This window comes from Alishewanella sp. BS5-314, assembly GCF_025377695.1.
GTDB classification, from domain to species: Bacteria; Pseudomonadota; Gammaproteobacteria; order Enterobacterales; family Alteromonadaceae; genus Alishewanella; species Alishewanella aestuarii.
The window spans coordinates 2,654,437-2,671,966 of sequence record NZ_JACEHJ010000002.1; the positions used below are offsets into that span (position 1 = coordinate 2,654,437).

Annotated in this window: 18 protein-coding genes; 3 read left to right on the forward strand and 15 right to left on the reverse strand. The window is 50.1% G+C overall.

Going from position 1 to position 17,530, the window contains the following annotated elements; translation table 11 throughout:
- Nucleotides 1–50: 50 nt before the first annotated feature.
- From H1D31_RS16820 to mioC, 15 genes are all read right to left on the reverse strand, one after another.
- Complete coding sequence (locus H1D31_RS16820) at nucleotides 51–1,994, reverse strand: alpha/beta hydrolase family protein (RefSeq protein WP_261260000.1); 1,944 nt, start codon at nucleotides 1,992–1,994, stop codon at nucleotides 51–53.
- A gap of 149 nt (nucleotides 1,995–2,143) precedes the next feature.
- Nucleotides 2,144–2,560, reverse strand: coding sequence for a F0F1 ATP synthase subunit epsilon (locus tag H1D31_RS16825; RefSeq protein WP_008606222.1), 417 nt, complete (start codon nucleotides 2,558–2,560; stop codon nucleotides 2,144–2,146).
- Between the two features lie 22 nt (nucleotides 2,561–2,582).
- Nucleotides 2,583–3,968 (reverse strand): F0F1 ATP synthase subunit beta, encoded by a 1,386-nt coding sequence (gene atpD / locus H1D31_RS16830; protein WP_008950593.1) that lies wholly within the window; start codon nucleotides 3,966–3,968, stop codon nucleotides 2,583–2,585.
- A 32-nt stretch (nucleotides 3,969–4,000) separates the two neighbouring features.
- Nucleotides 4,001–4,864 (reverse strand): F0F1 ATP synthase subunit gamma, encoded by an 864-nt coding sequence (atpG, locus tag H1D31_RS16835; RefSeq protein ID WP_008950594.1) that lies wholly within the window; start codon nucleotides 4,862–4,864, stop codon nucleotides 4,001–4,003.
- Between the two features lie 54 nt (nucleotides 4,865–4,918).
- Complete coding sequence (gene atpA / locus H1D31_RS16840) at nucleotides 4,919–6,460, reverse strand: F0F1 ATP synthase subunit alpha (RefSeq protein ID WP_057788238.1); 1,542 nt, start codon at nucleotides 6,458–6,460, stop codon at nucleotides 4,919–4,921.
- A 13-nt stretch (nucleotides 6,461–6,473) separates the two neighbouring features.
- On the reverse strand, nucleotides 6,474–7,007 hold the full coding sequence (atpH, locus tag H1D31_RS16845) for a F0F1 ATP synthase subunit delta (protein WP_057788236.1): 534 nt from the start codon (nucleotides 7,005–7,007) through the stop codon (nucleotides 6,474–6,476).
- A 12-nt stretch (nucleotides 7,008–7,019) separates the two neighbouring features.
- On the reverse strand, nucleotides 7,020–7,490 hold the full coding sequence (gene atpF / locus H1D31_RS16850) for a F0F1 ATP synthase subunit B (RefSeq protein WP_057788233.1): 471 nt from the start codon (nucleotides 7,488–7,490) through the stop codon (nucleotides 7,020–7,022).
- A gap of 51 nt (nucleotides 7,491–7,541) precedes the next feature.
- Entirely contained in the window at nucleotides 7,542–7,781 is a 240-nt protein-coding gene (gene atpE, locus H1D31_RS16855) for a F0F1 ATP synthase subunit C (RefSeq protein ID WP_057788264.1), read from the reverse strand.
- Nucleotides 7,782–7,845: 64 nt separating this feature from the next.
- Nucleotides 7,846–8,712 carry a F0F1 ATP synthase subunit A gene (gene atpB, locus H1D31_RS16860; protein WP_057788231.1) on the reverse strand — a complete coding sequence of 289 codons (867 nt, stop codon included), beginning with the start codon at nucleotides 8,710–8,712 and terminating at the stop codon, nucleotides 7,846–7,848.
- Between the two features lie 15 nt (nucleotides 8,713–8,727).
- Complete coding sequence (locus H1D31_RS16865) at nucleotides 8,728–9,102, reverse strand: ATP synthase subunit I (protein ID WP_057788229.1); 375 nt, start codon at nucleotides 9,100–9,102, stop codon at nucleotides 8,728–8,730.
- Between the two features lie 132 nt (nucleotides 9,103–9,234).
- Nucleotides 9,235–10,110, reverse strand: a complete 876-nt coding sequence (locus tag H1D31_RS16870) for a ParB/RepB/Spo0J family partition protein (RefSeq protein WP_008606210.1) — start codon at nucleotides 10,108–10,110, stop codon at nucleotides 9,235–9,237.
- Nucleotides 10,111–10,135: 25 nt separating this feature from the next.
- Nucleotides 10,136–10,933 carry a ParA family protein gene (locus tag H1D31_RS16875; protein ID WP_008950599.1) on the reverse strand — a complete coding sequence of 266 codons (798 nt, stop codon included), beginning with the start codon at nucleotides 10,931–10,933 and terminating at the stop codon, nucleotides 10,136–10,138.
- A gap of 31 nt (nucleotides 10,934–10,964) precedes the next feature.
- Nucleotides 10,965–11,591 carry a 16S rRNA (guanine(527)-N(7))-methyltransferase RsmG gene (gene rsmG, locus H1D31_RS16880; protein ID WP_261260003.1) on the reverse strand — a complete coding sequence of 209 codons (627 nt, stop codon included), beginning with the start codon at nucleotides 11,589–11,591 and terminating at the stop codon, nucleotides 10,965–10,967.
- Between the two features lie 16 nt (nucleotides 11,592–11,607).
- Nucleotides 11,608–13,497 (reverse strand): tRNA uridine-5-carboxymethylaminomethyl(34) synthesis enzyme MnmG, encoded by a 1,890-nt coding sequence (gene mnmG, locus H1D31_RS16885; RefSeq protein WP_065955564.1) that lies wholly within the window; start codon nucleotides 13,495–13,497, stop codon nucleotides 11,608–11,610.
- 452 nt (nucleotides 13,498–13,949) lie between these two features.
- A complete protein-coding gene (gene mioC, locus H1D31_RS16890) occupies nucleotides 13,950–14,411 on the reverse strand; it encodes an FMN-binding protein MioC (protein WP_261260005.1) in 462 nt (153 codons plus the stop codon).
- Between the two features lie 162 nt (nucleotides 14,412–14,573).
- Between mioC and H1D31_RS16895 the strand changes: the two genes are divergently transcribed.
- The 3 genes from H1D31_RS16895 (at nucleotide 14,574) to H1D31_RS16905 (ending at nucleotide 17,500) form a co-directional block, all read left to right on the forward strand.
- Nucleotides 14,574–16,355 (forward strand): DEAD/DEAH box helicase, encoded by a 1,782-nt coding sequence (locus H1D31_RS16895; RefSeq protein ID WP_176714605.1) that lies wholly within the window; start codon nucleotides 14,574–14,576, stop codon nucleotides 16,353–16,355.
- A 132-nt stretch (nucleotides 16,356–16,487) separates the two neighbouring features.
- A complete protein-coding gene (gene trxC / locus H1D31_RS16900; protein ID WP_008950604.1) occupies nucleotides 16,488–16,910 on the forward strand; it encodes a thioredoxin TrxC in 423 nt (140 codons plus the stop codon).
- A 98-nt stretch (nucleotides 16,911–17,008) separates the two neighbouring features.
- Complete coding sequence (locus H1D31_RS16905; RefSeq protein WP_261260009.1) at nucleotides 17,009–17,500, forward strand: YbhB/YbcL family Raf kinase inhibitor-like protein; 492 nt, start codon at nucleotides 17,009–17,011, stop codon at nucleotides 17,498–17,500.
- Nucleotides 17,501–17,530 lie beyond the last annotated feature (30 nt).

Consider the following 17,530-nt stretch of genomic DNA (forward strand, 5'->3'; position numbering starts at 1 on the left):
TCAGAAAAAAGGGAGCCTGGCGGCTCCCTCTGCATCGCAGCTATCGCTGGTTAATTGGCGGCACGGCCGTCACCAATATATTTGTCGAAAAAGGCTAACATTTTTTGCCAACGTTCGACGTTATTTTCCGGCTTGTAAAAGCCATGGCCTTCTTTTTCTTTAACCAACCACTCAAACGGGTGATTGCGCTTTTCCAGCTCGGCCCGTAAACGGTCGGCATGAATAATAGGCACCCGCTGATCTTCCTTACCGTGGATAATAAATACCGGTGCTTTAAGCTTGTCTAAGTGCTTGATCGGTGACTGGGCATCAAGCCGCTCTTTATCACGGCCAATCGCCATTTCCAGATAGTTAATCCCGCTTTTGCGTTGTGGAATATCACCATCGGTGTACATCAGATTCAAATCAAAGACCCCAACAAAACCGACAGTACATTTATATAAGTCCGGCTCCCGCACCGCACTCATTAAAGCAGCATACCCACCGTAAGAGCCACCATAGGCACATACCCGGCTTTGGTCGACGATACCCTCTTTGACCAGATGTAACACGCCATCGGTCATATCATCAATCATTGTCGTGCCCCAATTCAGATAGCCGGCCTGTAAAAAGCTGCGGCCAAAACCACCCGAACCACGGAAGTTAGGCTGTAAAACAGCATAACCGTGTTGCGCTAAAACCTTAGCATCACTGTCGTAATCCAGGTAGTCGCGAGGACCATGCGGGCCACCATGCGGTAACATAATCAGCGGTAGATTTTTGGCTTCTTTGTTGTTGGGTAAGGTTAGGATGGCGTGAATATCCAGGCCGTCACGACTCTTATAAAAAATCGCCTGGGTTTGCGCCAGCTGCTCAGCTTTAAGCCAGGGACTGGCATTAAGCAAATAACTTAATTGCTTATTTTTTAGATCATAGATATAAAATTCCACTGGGTGGTTGGCAGAGCGCACCGAGAGGATTGCCAGACTGTTGTCACGGGTGCCTGACGTTATGCCTATGCGACGACCGGGAAAGGCGGCACGCAATCCTTGCAAATGCGCACTGAACTCCTGACTTTGTACATCAGCAAAAAACACTTCATCATAAATATCATAATCATAGGCAGCACCTATGACTTCATTAACCAGGCCATTTCGGACACTATAAATTGGCGCAACATCGACTTTAGGATGGTGAGCAATGATTTCTTCCTGACCCGTTTCAGGATTGAAAATGCTGATTGCCTGAGTATCAGTCTGAGTGTCACTTAAACCCAGGATGCGGACATTATCAGCCATAAAACGTAGCGGAATAAAACTGCCATCACGTTGACCATAGCGACGTAAGGTTTGCCACTCGCTACGCTCGTCTTTGCGATACATCATTACCATTTCATTATCGTTATTCTGATCAACACCAACCGCAATACGTGCTACACCGTTGCCATCAGTGATCATATCCGACGAACGCATCGGCGCCCGCGCAATCTGCCGGGTACGTCCGTTATCGATATTTAGCCGCTTAATTAAGCTAAAAGAGCCCACCCTATTTGGCGTAGCGCTGACGATCAGCACAAAGTTATCTTCCGCCGGCAGATAGTTAATAACGACCGCCGGATCTTTATCGTTATCCGCCCGATAACCGGTTAACATCCGCGGATTAGAGCCATCAGCATTAACCGCAAAAATTTCACCGGTTGGCACAGGGGTTTCCAGCGAGCCGATGTCCCGTACCAGATTAATCAAAATCCGTTCAGCATTAGCCCAGTTAATGGCGCCAATCGAATCCTTTCCGGTAAAGTGACGAACACTAAGGATTTTATTAGTTTTAATATCGATAACCTGCAGGTAAATATTACCTTCATCGCTGCGCGTGGTTGCAGCCAGATATTTACCGGTTGGCGAGATCTTTATCTCCAGAAACTGAGCCTGTCTGGCGTAATCTTCCAGGGTCAGGGTTTGAGCCGCTACACCAAACTGGCATAGCATAAACAGTGCGGCTATTAGCAGGCGCATGGTGAGTTTTCCTGTGTTGTTATTATCGAATGCGTAGCCGTTTTACTATAAGGAGGTTTACTGCTTGGTACAAGTTGTAACAGGGCCGTTACAAAGAATTTTTTGATATAAAAAAACCACCCGCAGGTGGTTTTTTAAACTCGCAAGACTTATTTCTTCCGCATTTTCTGAATAACGCGCAGCTGGGCAATGGCTTCCGCCAGTTGTGCCGCAGCCTCAGCGTAATTAAAGTCAGCGCTGGCATGCTGCATGGCTTCTTCAGCACGTTTTTGTGCGTCTAAAGCAGCCTGCTCATCTAAGTCTTCGCCACGTACCGCTACATCGGCCAGCACTGTAATGTTGTCGGGTTGTACTTCTAATACACCACCAGCAACATAAATCAGATGCTCTTCGCCAAACTGCTTCACGATACGGACCATGCCAGGTTTCAGGGTGGTCAGTAAAGGGGCGTGAAAGGGTAACACACCCAACTCGCCCTCACTGCCTGTGACCTGCACGGATTCGACAAGGCCGGAGAAGATTTTTTCTTCGGCACTTACTACATCCAGTTGCACTGTCATCGCCATCTCGCTCTCCTAAAGCCTGAACTTACAGTTTCTTCGCTTTTTCGATCGCTTCGTCGATTGAACCAACCATGTAGAAAGCCTGCTCTGGCATATGGTCATATTCACCGGCCAGGATGCCTTTGAAGCCACGGATAGTTTCTTTCAGCGGCACGTACTTACCTGGTGAGCCAGTGAATACTTCAGCAACGAAGAATGGCTGTGACAGGAAGCGCTGAATTTTACGCGCCCGGTATACAGTAGTACGGTCTTCATCAGACAGTTCATCCATACCCAGAATGGCGATAATATCTTTCAGCTCTTTGTAACGCTGCAGTACTGTTTGTACGCCACGCGCCACTTCATAGTGCTCTTTACCGATAACCAGTGGATCTAACTGACGAGAGGTAGAGTCCAGTGGGTCGATCGCCGGGTAAATACCCAGTGACGCGATGTTACGGCTTAATACAACGGTCGCATCTAAGTGCGAGAACGTCGTAGCCGGTGACGGGTCAGTTAAGTCATCCGCAGGTACGTAAACGGCCTGGATTGACGTGATAGAACCGGTCTTAGTTGAGGTGATACGCTCTTGCAGTACACCCATCTCTTCCGCCAGCGTTGGCTGATAACCTACTGCTGAAGGCATACGGCCTAACAGTGCAGATACTTCAGTACCGGCCAGAGTATAACGGTAGATGTTGTCAACGAAGAACAGAACATCACGGCCTTCATCCCGGAACTTTTCTGCCATGGTTAAGCCGGTTAAGGCTACGCGCAGACGGTTTCCTGGAGGCTCGTTCATCTGACCATACACTAACGATACTTTATCCAGTACGTTAGAGTCTTTCATCTCGTGATAGAAGTCGTTACCTTCACGGGTACGCTCACCTACACCGGCGAATACTGAATAGCCGCTGTGCTCGATCGCGATGTTCCGGATCAGTTCCATCATGTTTACAGTTTTACCTACACCGGCACCACCGAACAGACCCACTTTACCACCCTTGGCGAACGGACATACCAGGTCGATAACCTTGATACCCGTTTCCAGCAGGGCGTTTGAAGCTGCCTGATCTTCGTAGCTTGGTGCAGCGCGGTGGATTGACCAACGCTCTTCTTCACCGATTGGGCCAGCTTCGTCGATTGGCTCACCCAGAACGTTCATAATACGGCCCAGCGTGGCTTTACCCACCGGAACCTGAATTGCTTTACCAGTATTGGTAACTGAAGTGCCACGACGTAAACCGTCAGTAGAACCCAGCGCGATTGCACGCACCGTACCGCCACCCAGCTGCTGCTGAACTTCCAGCACCAGACCTTGCAGGTCACCGTCGGTAACGTTTAACGCGTCATAGATACCAGGTACCGCGTCTTGTGGAAAATCGATATCCACAACGGCGCCAATGATTTGGACGACCTTACCTTGACTCATGATGTTTCCTCAATTTTGCAAAACTCTTTACCTTAGCCTACAGCAGCCGCGCCCGCGACGATTTCACTGAGCTCTTGGGTAATCGCAGCCTGACGTGCCTTGTTGTAAACCAACTTCAGGTCATCCATCAGGTTTCCGGCGTTATCGGTTGCGGCCTTCATCGCCACCATCCGTGCTGCCTGTTCACTGGCAGAATTTTCTACAACGCCTTGGTACACTTGCGATTCAATATAACGAGACAGCAACATATCCAGGATAGGTTTTGGATCCGGCTCGTAAATATAATCCCAGCTGTGCTCACGCTTCGCGAGGTCTGTTTTTGGCAGAGGTAACAGTTGATCGATCACTGGCTCTTGCTTCATGGTGTTAACAAACTTGTTGTACACCAGGAATAAGCGGTCAATCCGGCCTTCGTCAAATGCTTTCAGCATGACCTGTACCGAACCAATCACGTCCGCCAGCCGTGGTACATCACCTGAACCGGCCTGGGCAGCTACTACCTTACCACCAAACCGCTTAAAGAACGCCGCAGCCTTGTTACCAATGATGGCAAACTCGGTATCCACGCCTTTTTCTTTCCAGCTTTTCAGCTCAATAGCAACTTTCTTAAACTCGTTGGTGTTCAGGCCACCGCAAAGACCACGGTCGGTTGAAATAACGATGTAACCAACCCGCTTAACTTCGCGCTCCGCTAAATACGGATGGCGATATTCCAGCGAGCCTTGTGCCACGTTACCGATCACTTTGCGCATACCTTCAGCGTATGGGCGAGTTGCAGCCACGCGGTCCTGCGCTTTGCGCATTTTACTGACCGCAACTTTTTCCATAGCACTGGTGATCTTGCGAGTATTGTTAATACTCCCGATCTTACTTTTTATCTCTTTACCACCGGCCATGACTGTATCTCCGATTTATTCAACGAATGGGGTGGCACAGGCCACCCACATTGCTTACCAGGTCTGCGTTGCCTTGAATTTCTCAATAGCGGCTTTAAACGTAGACTCGATTTGGTCGTTGTAGTTACCGGTTTTGTCGATCTCAGCCATCAGCTCAGCGTGTTCGGCTTTCATAAAGGCAATCAAACCGGCTTCAAAGTCCAGGACTTTAGCCACGTCGACGTCTTTCATAAAACCTTTTTCGATAGCGAAAATAGACACGCCCATCTCAGCAACTGACATCGGGCTGTACTGCAGCTGTTTCATCAGCTCAGTAACCTTCTGACCGTGCTCTAACTGGGCACGGGTTGCATCATCCAGGTCAGAGGCGAACTGCGCGAACGCAGCCAGTTCTGAGTACTGGGCCAGGGCCAGACGGATACCGCCACCCAGCTTTTTGATGATCTTAGTTTGGGCTGCACCACCTACCCGTGATACCGAAATACCGGCGTTAACCGCTGGACGGATACCGGCGTTGAACAAGTCAGTTTCTAAGAAGATCTGACCGTCAGTAATCGAAATTACGTTAGTAGGTACGAACGCAGAAACGTCACCGGCTTGGGTTTCGATAATTGGCAGCGCGGTTAATGAACCGGTTTTACCTGTTACCGCACCTTTGGTGTAGCGCTCTACGTAGTCAGCATTAACGCGTGATGCGCGCTCCAGCAGACGAGAGTGAAGATAGAATACGTCACCTGGGTAAGCTTCACGGCCTGGTGGACGACGTAACAGTAACGAGATCTGACGGTAAGCTACAGCTTGCTTCGACAGGTCATCGTATACGATCAGAGCGTCTTGACCGTTGTCACGGAAGTATTCACCCATGGTACAGCCAGAGTAGGGTGCCAGGAACTGCAGGGCAGCAGCTTCAGACGCTGACGCAACCACAACGATAGTGTGGGCCAGGGCGCCGTGCTCTTCCAGCTTACGTACTACGTTAGCAATGGTAGAAGCCTTTTGACCTACAGCGACATAAACACACTTAACGCCAGTACCTTTCTGGTTGATGATGGCATCGATCGCCAGTGCCGTTTTACCGGTCTGACGGTCACCGATCAACAATTCACGTTGACCACGGCCGATTGGAATCATCGCATCAACCGATTTGTAACCGGTTTGCATTGGTTGATCTACCGATTGACGGTCGATTACGCCCGGTGCAATCTTTTCTACCGGCTCATAGCCAGCAGCATCGATTGGGCCTTTACCATCAATAGGGGCACCCAGCGTATTTACTACGCGGCCTAACAGACCAGGACCTACTGGAACTTCCAGGATCCGACCAGTGCTTTTAACTTTAGTGCCTTCCGTCAGATCCGCATACGGACCCATTACTACCGCGCCCACTGAGTTACGTTCTAAGTTCAGTGCGATAGCATAACGGCTGCCAGGAAGCTCAATCATCTCGCCTTGCATACAGTCTGCCAGGCCATTGATGCGAATGATACCGTCAGTTACCTGAACGATAGTACCTTCGTTGCGAGCTTCACTGACCACGTTGAACTGAGCAATACGACTTTTGATCAGTTCAGATATTTCTGTGGAATTCAGTTGCATTCTCTGTTCCCCATTAAGACTGCAGCGCAGTTGCCAGGCGATCCAATTTACCGCGGACCGAGCCATCTATTACCATGTCACCGGCTTTAATCAGCATACCGCCGACGACTTCCGGGTTGACGCTACAGTTCAATTTAACCTTGCGTTGCAAACGTTGCGACAATGCAGCAATCAGCTTGTCCTGTTGAGCGGCGTTCAGCGCTGTAGCAGAAGTTACGTCAACGGTAACTTCTTTTTCATACGCGGCTTTGTGTTCAACAAAAGCGGCTAATACTTCCGGCAACGCCAACAAGCGGTGATTTTCAGCCATCACTTTAATCAAGTTCTGGCCCTGCTCATTGAGTTGCTCACCACATACCTGGATAAACAGGTGGGCTTGCTGTTCAGCAATGCCCGTAGTACGAAGCAAGGCTGCAACCTGCTCATGCTTTGCTACTTCCGCAGCAAAACCCAGCATTTGCAGCCAGGCGTCCAAGGCATTTTGCTCAACCGCAAAATCAAAGGCCGCCTTTGCATACGGACGAGCAATATTCGTCAAATCAGACATAGCTCATCCTCTTTACAGTTCTTGTACCAGTTTTTCCAGAATGTCTGCGTGAGCAGTTTCATCAATAGAGCGTTGCAGGATCTTTTCTGCACCGGCTACCGCTAATGCAGCAACTTGTTTGCGTAAATCTTCACGTAAACGGTTGCGCTCAGCTTCAACTTCAGCCTTTGCCTGAGCCAGGATGTGATCACGCTCAGCATTTGCCTTAGCAACTGCTTCGTCGATCATCTTAGCTTCACGCTTTTTCGCTTGCTCAATGATGGCGGCAGCTTGCGCTTTAGCATCTTTCAGCTGATCTTTAGCTTTGTCTTGCGCCAGCGCCAGATCTTTTTCAGCTCTGTCAGTGGCAGCCAGACCGTCGGCAATTTTCTTCTGACGCGCTTCGATGGCATTCATCAAAGGTGGCCAGACAAACTTCATACAGAACAAGACGAAAACTGCAAAAGCAATCATCTGTCCGATAATAGTCAGAGTCAGATTCACGTCCGCTCCTCCTTAGTTAATTAGTTCTTGGTTTAAGAAAACGTCAGATAATTAACCAACGAACAGGATGTACATTGCGATACCAACAGCGATCATCGAGATAGCGTCGATCAGACCTGCCAGGATGAACATTTTAACTTGCAGAGAAGGCGCCAGCTCTGGTTGACGGGCACATGACTCCAGGAACTTACCGCCCATGTTGGCGAAGCCCAGTGCAGTACCGATAGCACCAAAACCGATTAACAGGGCTACGGCGATCAGTTTTACCGCTTCTACCACTGCTTCTGGCATAGTTAAGATATTTTCCATTTTTTTACTCCGATAGTTAAAGTTAAGTTAAAGATAAAGGTAAAAATTAATGATTGTCTGCACTGGCCATGCTCAGGTAAACAATGGTCAGCATCATAAACACGAAGGCCTGCAGCACGATAACCAGAATATGGAATACCGCCCAGATAAAGTGCAGAGGCAACTGTAACAAGCCAATAATACCGATCAGGATAAAGATCATCTCACCGGCATAGAGGTTTCCGTACAAACGCAGTGCCAGCGAAAACGGCTTAGTAATCAGCGCCAGCACTTCCAATAACAGGTTGAACGGCACAAGCAGGGCTTGTACAAACACATTTTTGGTGTGGAACGGGTGCAGCGTCAGCTCTTTAATAAAGCCGATAACGCCTTTGATTTTAATCGAATACCCGATCATCAATACAAAGACACCCAGCGCCAATGCGGCAGTGGTATTGATATCAGTGGTCGGTACGATCTTCATGTAAACATCATGCGAGTCCATACCAAAGAAGGTTGCGCCAATCCAACCGGCAAGGGCAGGCAGCACATCTACCGGAACCAAGTCCATCAGGTTCATCAGGAATACCCAGACGAAGATGGTCAGTGCCAGTGGCGCAATCAGCTTGCTACGGCCATGGAAGGTACTTTTGACGTTGCTTTCAACGAATTCAACCAGCATTTCTACGAAACACTGGAACTTGCCCGGCACCGCCAGCTCATTTTTAGTGGCTTTTACCGCGGCAGTGCGGAACAACCAAAGAAATAACACACCTAAGCCAATAGACCATGCTAAGGAGTCGATGTGTAATACCCAGAACCCAGCCTCACTACATGCTTTGTTAAATGCGACACTGCCATCGACAGTACACATTTTGGCATTTGTTAGGTGGTGCTGAATATGACTTGAAATGCTAGTTTCACCTGCAGCCATGTTTCATCCCAATTATCAATGTTTAAAGAAAATTGCTGTTGTCCATTGTGCCAGTAACGTCAGAACAAAGCCGACCATCAGCGGGCCAGCGGCGATATCCTGTTGCATTACGACGACAAAAAGCACTATGGTCAAAATAATTTTCAGCGCATGACCGCGCATCATGGCGGCCTTCGCTTGCTCTGCCGTGCCCTGACCCAAGGTCCAGAAGGCGATTAAGGCAAAGACGAAATTCGGTACTGCGGCAATCAGGCCGCCTTTCAGGGCTGACTTGGCTGCCAGCTCGCCTGAGATCACAGCAAACACCAGGGCCGTTATTACCGCCACCACAACCTGAAAAGCGACTAATTTATAGGCTGAAATTCGAACCTGTCGCGGATTCGGTTGCATTACATCTCCGGTTTCATTTGCTGCCTGGGATCCGAGGCAAAAAACTGCGGCAAGTATACTGAACTGGCCTTGTTTTGCAACAAAAAGCGGCTACAACTATAGTCCTGTCGCTGATTTGTAAACAGAACGCCACTAGTCGTTTTGCTGGGCTTTCAGTTTCTGCAAAATGCCGTCCAGTTCATCCAGACTGTTATAGCTGATCAGTAAACTGCCTTTACCTTTCTTGTTGTAATCAATTTGTACCGGTGCCGCAAAATGTTCACTCAGTTTCAGCTCCAGTGCGGCAACATCCGGATCCTTTTCACGCGGCGTTTTCGCCGGTGCCGGCTCCAGAATGCGGCGCACCAGATTTTCGGTATCGCGCACTGTCAGCTGCTTTGCTGCCACCAATCTGGCAGCGTCAGACTGGGCATCACCGTCCAGTGCTAACAGCGCACGGGCATGCCCCATCTCGATATCGCCATGCTCCAGCAGTAGTTTCACATCGTCGTTTAACTGATTTAGCCGTAACAGATTACTCACTGCGGCGCGGGATTTACCGACCGCATCAGCGACTTGTTGGTGGGTTAATTCAAATTCGGTCAGTAAGCGCTGCAGCGCCACGGCTTCTTCCATGGCGTTCAGATCTTCACGCTGGATATTTTCAATCAGCGCTATGGCGACTGCGGCTTCATCCGGCACATCCTTGATCAAACAAGGCACCTCGGCCAGTTGCGCCAGCTGCGATGCCCGCCAGCGCCGTTCACCGGCAATAATTTCATAGCGGTTTTCAGCCAAGGGCCGCACCACTATCGGTTGGATAACACCCTGGGCTTTAATTGAATTGGCCAGATCTTCCAGCGCATCCTGCGACATATCTTTGCGAGGCTGATATTTACCGGGCTGTAAAAACTCAACCGGGATCTTTTGAAGCTCCGAATGTTCGCGGGCAGGGGCGGCAGCGGCAGGTTTACTGGCAGTCAGCAGCGCATCAAGTCCACGACCTAAACCACGTTTTTTCAAAGACATGCGATTAAATAATCCTTATATGCTGTTACTGAGCGACCGCACCGGCAACAGGCTTTTTCTTTTCGGAACGACGCAGAATTTCACCGGCCAGCGCCAGATATGCTTTGGCACCGGTAGAGCTTTTATCGTAATACATCACCGGCGCGCCAAAACTGGGCGCCTCGGCCAGCCGCACATTACGCGGGATCACCGCGCGGTAGACTTTGTCACCAAAATGCTGCTTTAACTGCTCGGAAACATCGTTGGCGAGCCGGTTGCGCGGATCGTACATGGTGCGCAGTATGCCTTCGATTTTCAGTTCCGGATTAACCACTGAGGCCAGTTTGTTGATGGTATCGACCAGCGCCGTTAAGCCTTCCAGTGCAAAGTATTCGCATTGCATCGGTACTAACACACTGTCAGCGGCTGACATTGCATTCACGGTTAACATATTCAGCGAGGGCGGACAGTCGATAAAAATATAGTCGTAACTGTTTTTGTAAGCTTTCAGGGCGTTACGCAAACGTAATTCGCGGGCAAACACATCCATTAGCCGGACTTCAGCCGCAGTGACATCGGAGTTAGCGCCAACCAGGTGATAGCCGCCGCTGGTGTCTTTTACCACGACTTCCGCCAGCGGTTTTTCATCAATCAGTAATTCATAGGCGGTGGCAGCCAGTTCGTATTTATCAACACCACTGCCCATGGTGGCGTTACCCTGCGGATCCAGATCGATCAACAACACCCGGCGCTTGGTGGCCGCCATTGAGGCAGCCAGATTCACCGCAGTGGTTGTTTTACCCACTCCACCTTTTTGGTTTGCGATTGCGATGACTTTGCCCACGGCTTCCCTCTTGCTGTTCAGACTTTGCTTGCTAGGCTTTGCTCAGCACCACAAGATGCCGCTGCGCATCCAGTTGCGGTACCTGCAACGGATGGATGGCGTCTACTTTAACAAAATCCGGCAAAGCTGCAATTTCTTCTTGCACCGCTGCCCCTTTCATGGCGAAAAAGCGGCCGTCTGGTGCTGGTAAATGCCGGCACCAATTCAGCATATCATTCAAAGAGGCAAAAGCCCGGCTGATCACACCATCATAACCCTGCTGCGGGTGATGATCTTCAACCCGGCTTTGCAGCGGGTGGATATTTTGCAGCTGTAGCTGCATTTTTACCTGATTTAAAAATCGGATCCGCTTACCCAGACTATCCAGCAAGGTAAACTGCTTTTCCGGGTAGTAGATCGCCAATAACACCCCGGGTAACCCCGGCCCGGTACCAACATCGATAAAATGCTGGCCAATCAGGTAGGGGGCTACCACCAGACTATCGAGCACATGTTTGATCAGCATCTCTTCCGGATCGCGGACTGATGTCAGGTTATAGGCGCTATTCCACTTATCTAACAGCGTAACATACTGAATACATTGCGCTAACTGTGTTTCTGATAAGGTTAAATCACTTTGCGCGACCAGGGTGCGCAACCTAGATAACAACTCAGCCATAGATCCTTAATTCCGCTTAAGCGGTTTTACGCAGTAAACCCTGCTTTTTCAGATAAACCAGTAATAACGAAATCGCCGCCGGGGTAATACCGGAGATCCGTGATGCTTGCCCTACCGTTTCCGGCTGGGTTTGATTTAATTTGGTGACCACTTCGTTTGATAACCCTTTTACCTGGCTGTAATCGAACTTAGCCGGTAGCCGGGTTTCCTCATTACGCTGTTGTTTGGCGATCTCGTCCTGCTGCCGGTTGATGTAGCCTTCGTATTTGATCTGGATCTCAACCTGCTCTGCCGCTACCGGATCCGCCAGTACCGGGCCTAAACTGTCAATGGCCAGTAGCTGCTGATAAGTGACTTCTGGGCGACGGATCAATTCTTCCAGGCTGGCTTCTCGGGTCAGAGGTGTTTTCAGTAACGTATTAACCTCTGCTAAGGCTGGATGTTGCGGATGGATCCAACTTTGCCGTAATCGCTGCCGCTCCAGTTCGATCTGTTCCATTTTCTGGTTAAAGGCTGTCCAGCGGATATCATCAACCAAGCCCAGTTCGCGGCCCTTGGCAGTTAAGCGGGCATCGGCATTATCTTCACGTAGCATTAGTCGGTACTCAGCACGGCTGGTAAACATCCGGTACGGTTCTTTGGTACCCAAGGTGGTCAGATCGTCAACTAATACGCCGAGATACGCCTGATCGCGGCTGGGTGACCAACCCTCCTGTTCTTTGGCATAGAGGGCGGCATTAACACCAGCCAGCAGACCCTGCGCGCCAGCTTCTTCATAGCCGGTTGTGCCATTGATCTGGCCGGCAAAGAATAATCCTTTAATAAATTTGGTTTCCAGCGTCGCTTTCAGATCGCGTGGATCAAAGAAGTCATACTCAATGGCATAGCCTGGCCGGGTAATGTAGGCATTTTCCATACCCTTGATTGAACGCACGATCGACAGCTGTACATCAAAAGGCAAACTGGTGGAGATACCGTTTGGATACAATTCGTGGGTCGTCAGGCCCTCTGGCTCGATAAAGATCTGATGTTTATCTTTATCAGCAAAACGCATGACCTTATCTTCAATCGATGGGCAATAACGTGGCCCTATGCCTTCAATGACACCGGTATACATCGGTGAGCGATCCAGATTATCGCGGATCACCTGATGCGTCTGTTCGTTGGTGTAAGTAATAAAACAAGGGATCTGTATCGGATGATCGCTTTGCTTGCCTAAAAATGAGAATACTGGTGTAGGGGTATCACCAGGTTGCGCCTGCATCACGGAAAAATCCACGGAACGGGCATCAATTCTGGGTGGGGTACCGGTTTTCAGGCGATCTACCCGAAATGGCAGTTCCCGTAAACGTCTAGCCAGGGCGATCGACGGTGGATCACCGGCACGGCCACCGGCAAACTGCTCTAAACCAATATGGATCTGACCACCTAAAAAGGTGCCGACTGTCAGTACTACTGACTTGGCTTCAAAGCGTAAACCCATTTGGGTGACCACGCCTTTGACCTGATCCTGTTCTACGATCAGATCATCACAGGCTTGCTGGAAGATTTTCAGATTGGGCTGGTTTTCCAGCATTTGACGAATTGCAGCACGGTATAACTGGCGATCAGCTTGGGCACGGGTGGCTCTGACTGCCGGGCCTTTTGAGCTGTTCAGGGTACGAAACTGGATCCCGCCTTTATCTGCTGCAATGGCCATAGCGCCACCTAAGGCATCAATCTCTTTTACCAGATGGCCTTTACCAATACCGCCAATGGCCGGATTACAGGACATCTGACCCAGTGTTTCAATATTGTGTGTCAGCAATAAGGTAGACAAACCGGTGCGAGCTGCAGCCAGCGCGGCTTCAGTACCTGCATGGCCACCGCCAACGACGATCACATCGAAAGATTCCTGATAGAGCATGCTTGCCTCGATCTGTTACCAATAAAAAATAGGGCACATATTGTAGCCTGATCCGCATCGGAGTGAAATGGCTAAAACCGGATCGGGATCCCGATTAATATATATAGGATCTTTTTAGATCTTTTCTGTTATTACTCTTATTAGCTAAGGGCTTTGCGGTGGATAAGGCATTTTTTATAAAAAGGATCAGTAGCTTATTAAGGATCAGATCCTGTGATCAAGCTTGGATCTGATCGGATCTAACCCTTGGATAAGATCCTTACTTATCCACATGGTCGCTTTTAAATAAAGTTATATTTTGGATAAGTACAGCTTGTTAGGCAGTAAACAGCACGGTTATCAACAGGTGACTAGCGAATTGGTATTCTTTGTGGGTAATTTGAGGATAACAGGATCATAAGATCGGCAAAGCCAGGGCTGATAGGGTTTTGCCGGATCCTAAGTTGGGATCGTCAGGCGTTTTCTGCGCCTGTGGATCCGAATAAGCTGTTGATAAATTGTGGAAGCCAGACCAAGGCTTGATCTTCTGGTAGCTCTGGATCCTGAGCATCAATATCCAGCCCAGGTAACAGACAACGTGCGCCCTTTAGTTGCAGTAGCGCGGCGATTTTCGCCCCTGCCAGACAAAAAGTATCGTAACTGGAATCACCTAAAGTGATCACAGCATAAGAAAGTGTGGTAAGATCGCCCTGATCTTGTGCTAATTGATCCGCAAAGGGTTGAATATTATCAGGCAGATCTCCTGCGCCATAGGTGGATGTAATCACTAACCAGATAGCATGCTGGTTTAGCTGATTGAGTTCGGGTTTCAGATGCGTTGTAACGTCATAGCCCGCTTGTACCAGTGTTTCAGCAACTTGTTCTGCCACATATTCCGCTGCGCCCATTTGGCTGCCGACGAGGATTTCGATCATTTGTGCCTCTTGCCAGTGAAATGATTGGCTATACTACTGGAATAAAATTGAATAACGCTAGCGCTGTTTATTCGATTTCGCGTTTTTACTGCATTGCAGGCATAGTAGAAACGACAATTGCACGACCACTGAGCCTGCGTGTTATTGAGGTTAAAACAAAGTATGTCTGACTCTATGTCATTTTCCCAGCTAATGCTGCCGGAGCCCCTGGTACGTGCTGTCACCGAACTTGGATATGAAACCGCATCGCCAATTCAGGCGGCTGCCATCCCCAAATTATTAGCTGGCGAGGATGTCCTTGGCCAGGCGCAAACCGGTACCGGTAAAACTGCCGCCTTTGCCCTGCCATTATTAGCCCGGTTAGATCCGGCGCAGAATGATCCACAAATTCTGGTACTGGCGCCAACCCGCGAGCTGGCGATCCAGGTCGCCGAAGCCTTTCAGGCTTATGCCCGCTATATGCCAGCCTTTCATGTGTTGCCGTTATACGGTGGCCAGAGCTATACCAATCAGTTGAAATCGCTGAAACGCGGTTCACAAGTTATTGTCGGTACACCGGGCCGGATCCTGGATCACCTGGATCGCGGCACCCTGAAGCTGGATAAGCTACGTGCCATCGTGCTGGATGAAGCCGATGAGATGTTGCGGATGGGCTTTATCGATGATGTGCAAACCATTATGGATGCGACGCCTGCCGGTCGTCAGGTGGCGATGTTCTCTGCGACAATGCCAGCCCCGATCCGCGCTATTGCCCAGAAGCATCTAACCAATGCCGAAGAAATTAAGATCGCCTCGAAAACCAGCACCGTGGAGCGGATTGAACAACGCTTTGTGATGCTGGATGCCAACCAGAAGCTGGATGCGTTAACCCGGCTGCTGGAAGGTGAAGAGTATGATGCCAGTATTGTCTTTGTGCGTACCAAAAGTGCTACCGAAGAAATTGCTGAAAAACTGGGTGCCCGCGGTTATGCGGTAGCCTGTTTAAATGGTGATATGAATCAGGCACACCGTGAGCAAACCATCCGCCGCATGAAAGCCGGTCAGCTGGATATTATCGTCGCCACTGACGTTGCCGCCCGTGGTTTAGATGTAGAGCGTATCAGCCTGGTAGTGAACTACGATATTCCTTATGACAGCGAAGCCTATGTACACCGTATCGGCCGTACCGGTCGTGCCGGCCGTGAAGGTAAGGCGATTTTGTTTGTGTCGCCACGCGAGCGTCGTTTACTGCGCACTATTGAATATGCGACCAAGCAGCCGATCGAGCAAATGAACCTGCCAACTGGTCAGGTGATTGAGCAAAAACGGATTGAAAGCTTCCGTGCCCAACTGGCGCAAACCATTGAAACCCAGAATCTGAGTTTCTTTGTTGATTTAATTAACGACTGGCGTGACAAGCTGGAAACCACTGATGCTGATATGGCGGCCGCACTGTTATATCTGGCACAGAAAGATCAGCCGTTAAATGTGGCTAAACAGTTCCCGGAATTACGTCAGCCGCATGCCCGCGCTGAACGCAATGATCGTGGTGGTGAGCGCCGTGATCGTCCGGAGCGTAGCTTTGGCGACCGTCCGGCCGGTGATCGGCCAGAGCGCGGTCCGCGTCAGCGTCGAGAGCTGCAGGGTGATTACAACACTTACCGCATTGAAGTAGGTAAAGAGCACGGTGTGCGCGCCGGTGATATCGTGGGTGCTATCGCCAACGAAGCCAATATTGATAGCCAGTTTATCGGTAATATCAAATTGTTTGACCATTTCAGTACTGTTGAGCTGCCGGCGAATATCCCGAATGAGATTTTCCAGCATCTGAAAAAGGTGTATGTGCGTAAGCAAAAACTGAATATTACCGTCGATACCGGTGCTGCACCGGCTGGTGAACGCCGTTCCGGCCCTGGCCCGCGTCCGGGTGCCGCGCCACGGGCTCCACGCAAACCGCGTGAATAATCCCTTTGCGATAACTTAACTGTTCAAGCCCCGCCTGCCGGGGCTTTTTTCTGCCTGTTGTAGGTTATCGCGTCTTTAAATTTGTGTCCGATCACCTTATATCTGCACTATCACCTGTTGCGGAGACTGCCGATGATTATTGCCTGCCCCCATTGCCATGCGCTCAACCGCTTACCTGCCGATCGCCCGCTGCAGGACGGCCGTTGTGGTAAATGTAAACATGCCTTGTTCAGCGGCCAGCCGCTGGAACTGACGGCAGCGAATTTTGCCGCCCATGCTGAAAAGTCTGAGCTGCCGTTGGTGCTGGATTTCTGGGCCAGCTGGTGTGGTCCGTGCCGCAGTTTTGCACCGGTATTTGCTTCTGCCGCTGCAGAGTTGGAGCCGCGCTTTCGTTTCGGCAAGGTCGATACCGAACAACAGCAAAGTCTGGCAGCGCGCTTTGCCATTCGTTCGATCCCGACCATTATGCTGATCCACCAGGGGAAGGTGCTGGCACAGCAAGCTGGTGCTTTACCTAAGGCGCAATTCTATCAATGGCTACAGCGTTACAGTTGAAAGTAAGTGGCCACTTACTACCGGCGTTGGCCGGATCTCTTGATCTGCGTCTTGTCGCGGCGTAAGGTAAGGCCAGCCTCTAAACCTGGGAGAGAATGATGAGTAACATCCGTTTTAGTCTGAGTAGTCCGGATCTGCAAGAAGGCCATTTTATGGCAAAAGATCAGGAATTTGATGGTTTTGGTTGTAGCGGCGCCAATATTTCGCCGGCATTGAACTGGCAGAATGCACCTGAAGGTACCAAGAGTTTTGCGGTAACGGTGTTTGATCCGGATGCGCCGACCTGTTCGGGTTTTTGGCATTGGCTGGTTACCGATATTCCGGCGGCCGCTACCGGTTTGCCGCGTGGTGCCGGTAAAGGCAGCTTACCGCCGGGTAGCCGCAGTTTTACCAACGATTATGGTAGTAAAGACTTTGGTGGCGCCTGCCCACCGGAAGGTCATGGTATGCACCGCTATCAGTTTACGGTCTGGGCCTTACCGGAAGAAACCTTACCCGCCCCGGATGGCGCCAGTGCGGCGGTTGTCGGCTTTATGCTAAATGCGATGGCATTGGCTAAAGCGACCCTTACCGCGACCTATGCGCGTTAATTCGATACCGCACTAAGACTATCGGCGCAT

What these genes read in the sequence shown, in the direction of transcription:
- H1D31_RS16820 (WP_261260000.1), bottom strand. Translation starts at nt 1,994, where the DNA reads ATGCGCCTGCTAATAGCCGCACTGTTTATGCTATGCCAGTTTGGTGTA.
- H1D31_RS16825 (WP_008606222.1), bottom strand. Translation starts at nt 2,560, where the DNA reads ATGGCGATGACAGTGCAACTGGATGTAGTAAGTGCCGAAGAAAAAATC.
- atpD (WP_008950593.1), bottom strand. Translation starts at nt 3,968, where the DNA reads ATGAGTCAAGGTAAGGTCGTCCAAATCATTGGCGCCGTTGTGGATATC.
- atpG (WP_008950594.1), bottom strand. Translation starts at nt 4,864, where the DNA reads ATGGCCGGTGGTAAAGAGATAAAAAGTAAGATCGGGAGTATTAACAAT.
- atpA (WP_057788238.1), bottom strand. Translation starts at nt 6,460, where the DNA reads ATGCAACTGAATTCCACAGAAATATCTGAACTGATCAAAAGTCGTATT.
- atpH (WP_057788236.1), bottom strand. Translation starts at nt 7,007, where the DNA reads ATGTCTGATTTGACGAATATTGCTCGTCCGTATGCAAAGGCGGCCTTT.
- atpE (WP_057788264.1), bottom strand. Translation starts at nt 7,781, where the DNA reads ATGCCAGAAGCAGTGGTAGAAGCGGTAAAACTGATCGCCGTAGCCCTG.
- atpB (WP_057788231.1), bottom strand. Translation starts at nt 8,712, where the DNA reads ATGGCTGCAGGTGAAACTAGCATTTCAAGTCATATTCAGCACCACCTA.
- H1D31_RS16865 (WP_057788229.1), bottom strand. Translation starts at nt 9,102, where the DNA reads ATGCAACCGAATCCGCGACAGGTTCGAATTTCAGCCTATAAATTAGTC.
- H1D31_RS16870 (WP_008606210.1), bottom strand. Translation starts at nt 10,110, where the DNA reads ATGTCTTTGAAAAAACGTGGTTTAGGTCGTGGACTTGATGCGCTGCTG.
- rsmG (WP_261260003.1), bottom strand. Translation starts at nt 11,591, where the DNA reads ATGGCTGAGTTGTTATCTAGGTTGCGCACCCTGGTCGCGCAAAGTGAT.
- mnmG (WP_065955564.1), bottom strand. Translation starts at nt 13,497, where the DNA reads ATGCTCTATCAGGAATCTTTCGATGTGATCGTCGTTGGCGGTGGCCAT.
- mioC (WP_261260005.1), bottom strand. Translation starts at nt 14,411, where the DNA reads ATGATCGAAATCCTCGTCGGCAGCCAAATGGGCGCAGCGGAATATGTG.
- H1D31_RS16895 (WP_176714605.1), top strand. Translation starts at nt 14,574, where the DNA reads ATGTCTGACTCTATGTCATTTTCCCAGCTAATGCTGCCGGAGCCCCTG.
- trxC (WP_008950604.1), top strand. Translation starts at nt 16,488, where the DNA reads ATGATTATTGCCTGCCCCCATTGCCATGCGCTCAACCGCTTACCTGCC.
- H1D31_RS16905 (WP_261260009.1), top strand. Translation starts at nt 17,009, where the DNA reads ATGAGTAACATCCGTTTTAGTCTGAGTAGTCCGGATCTGCAAGAAGGC.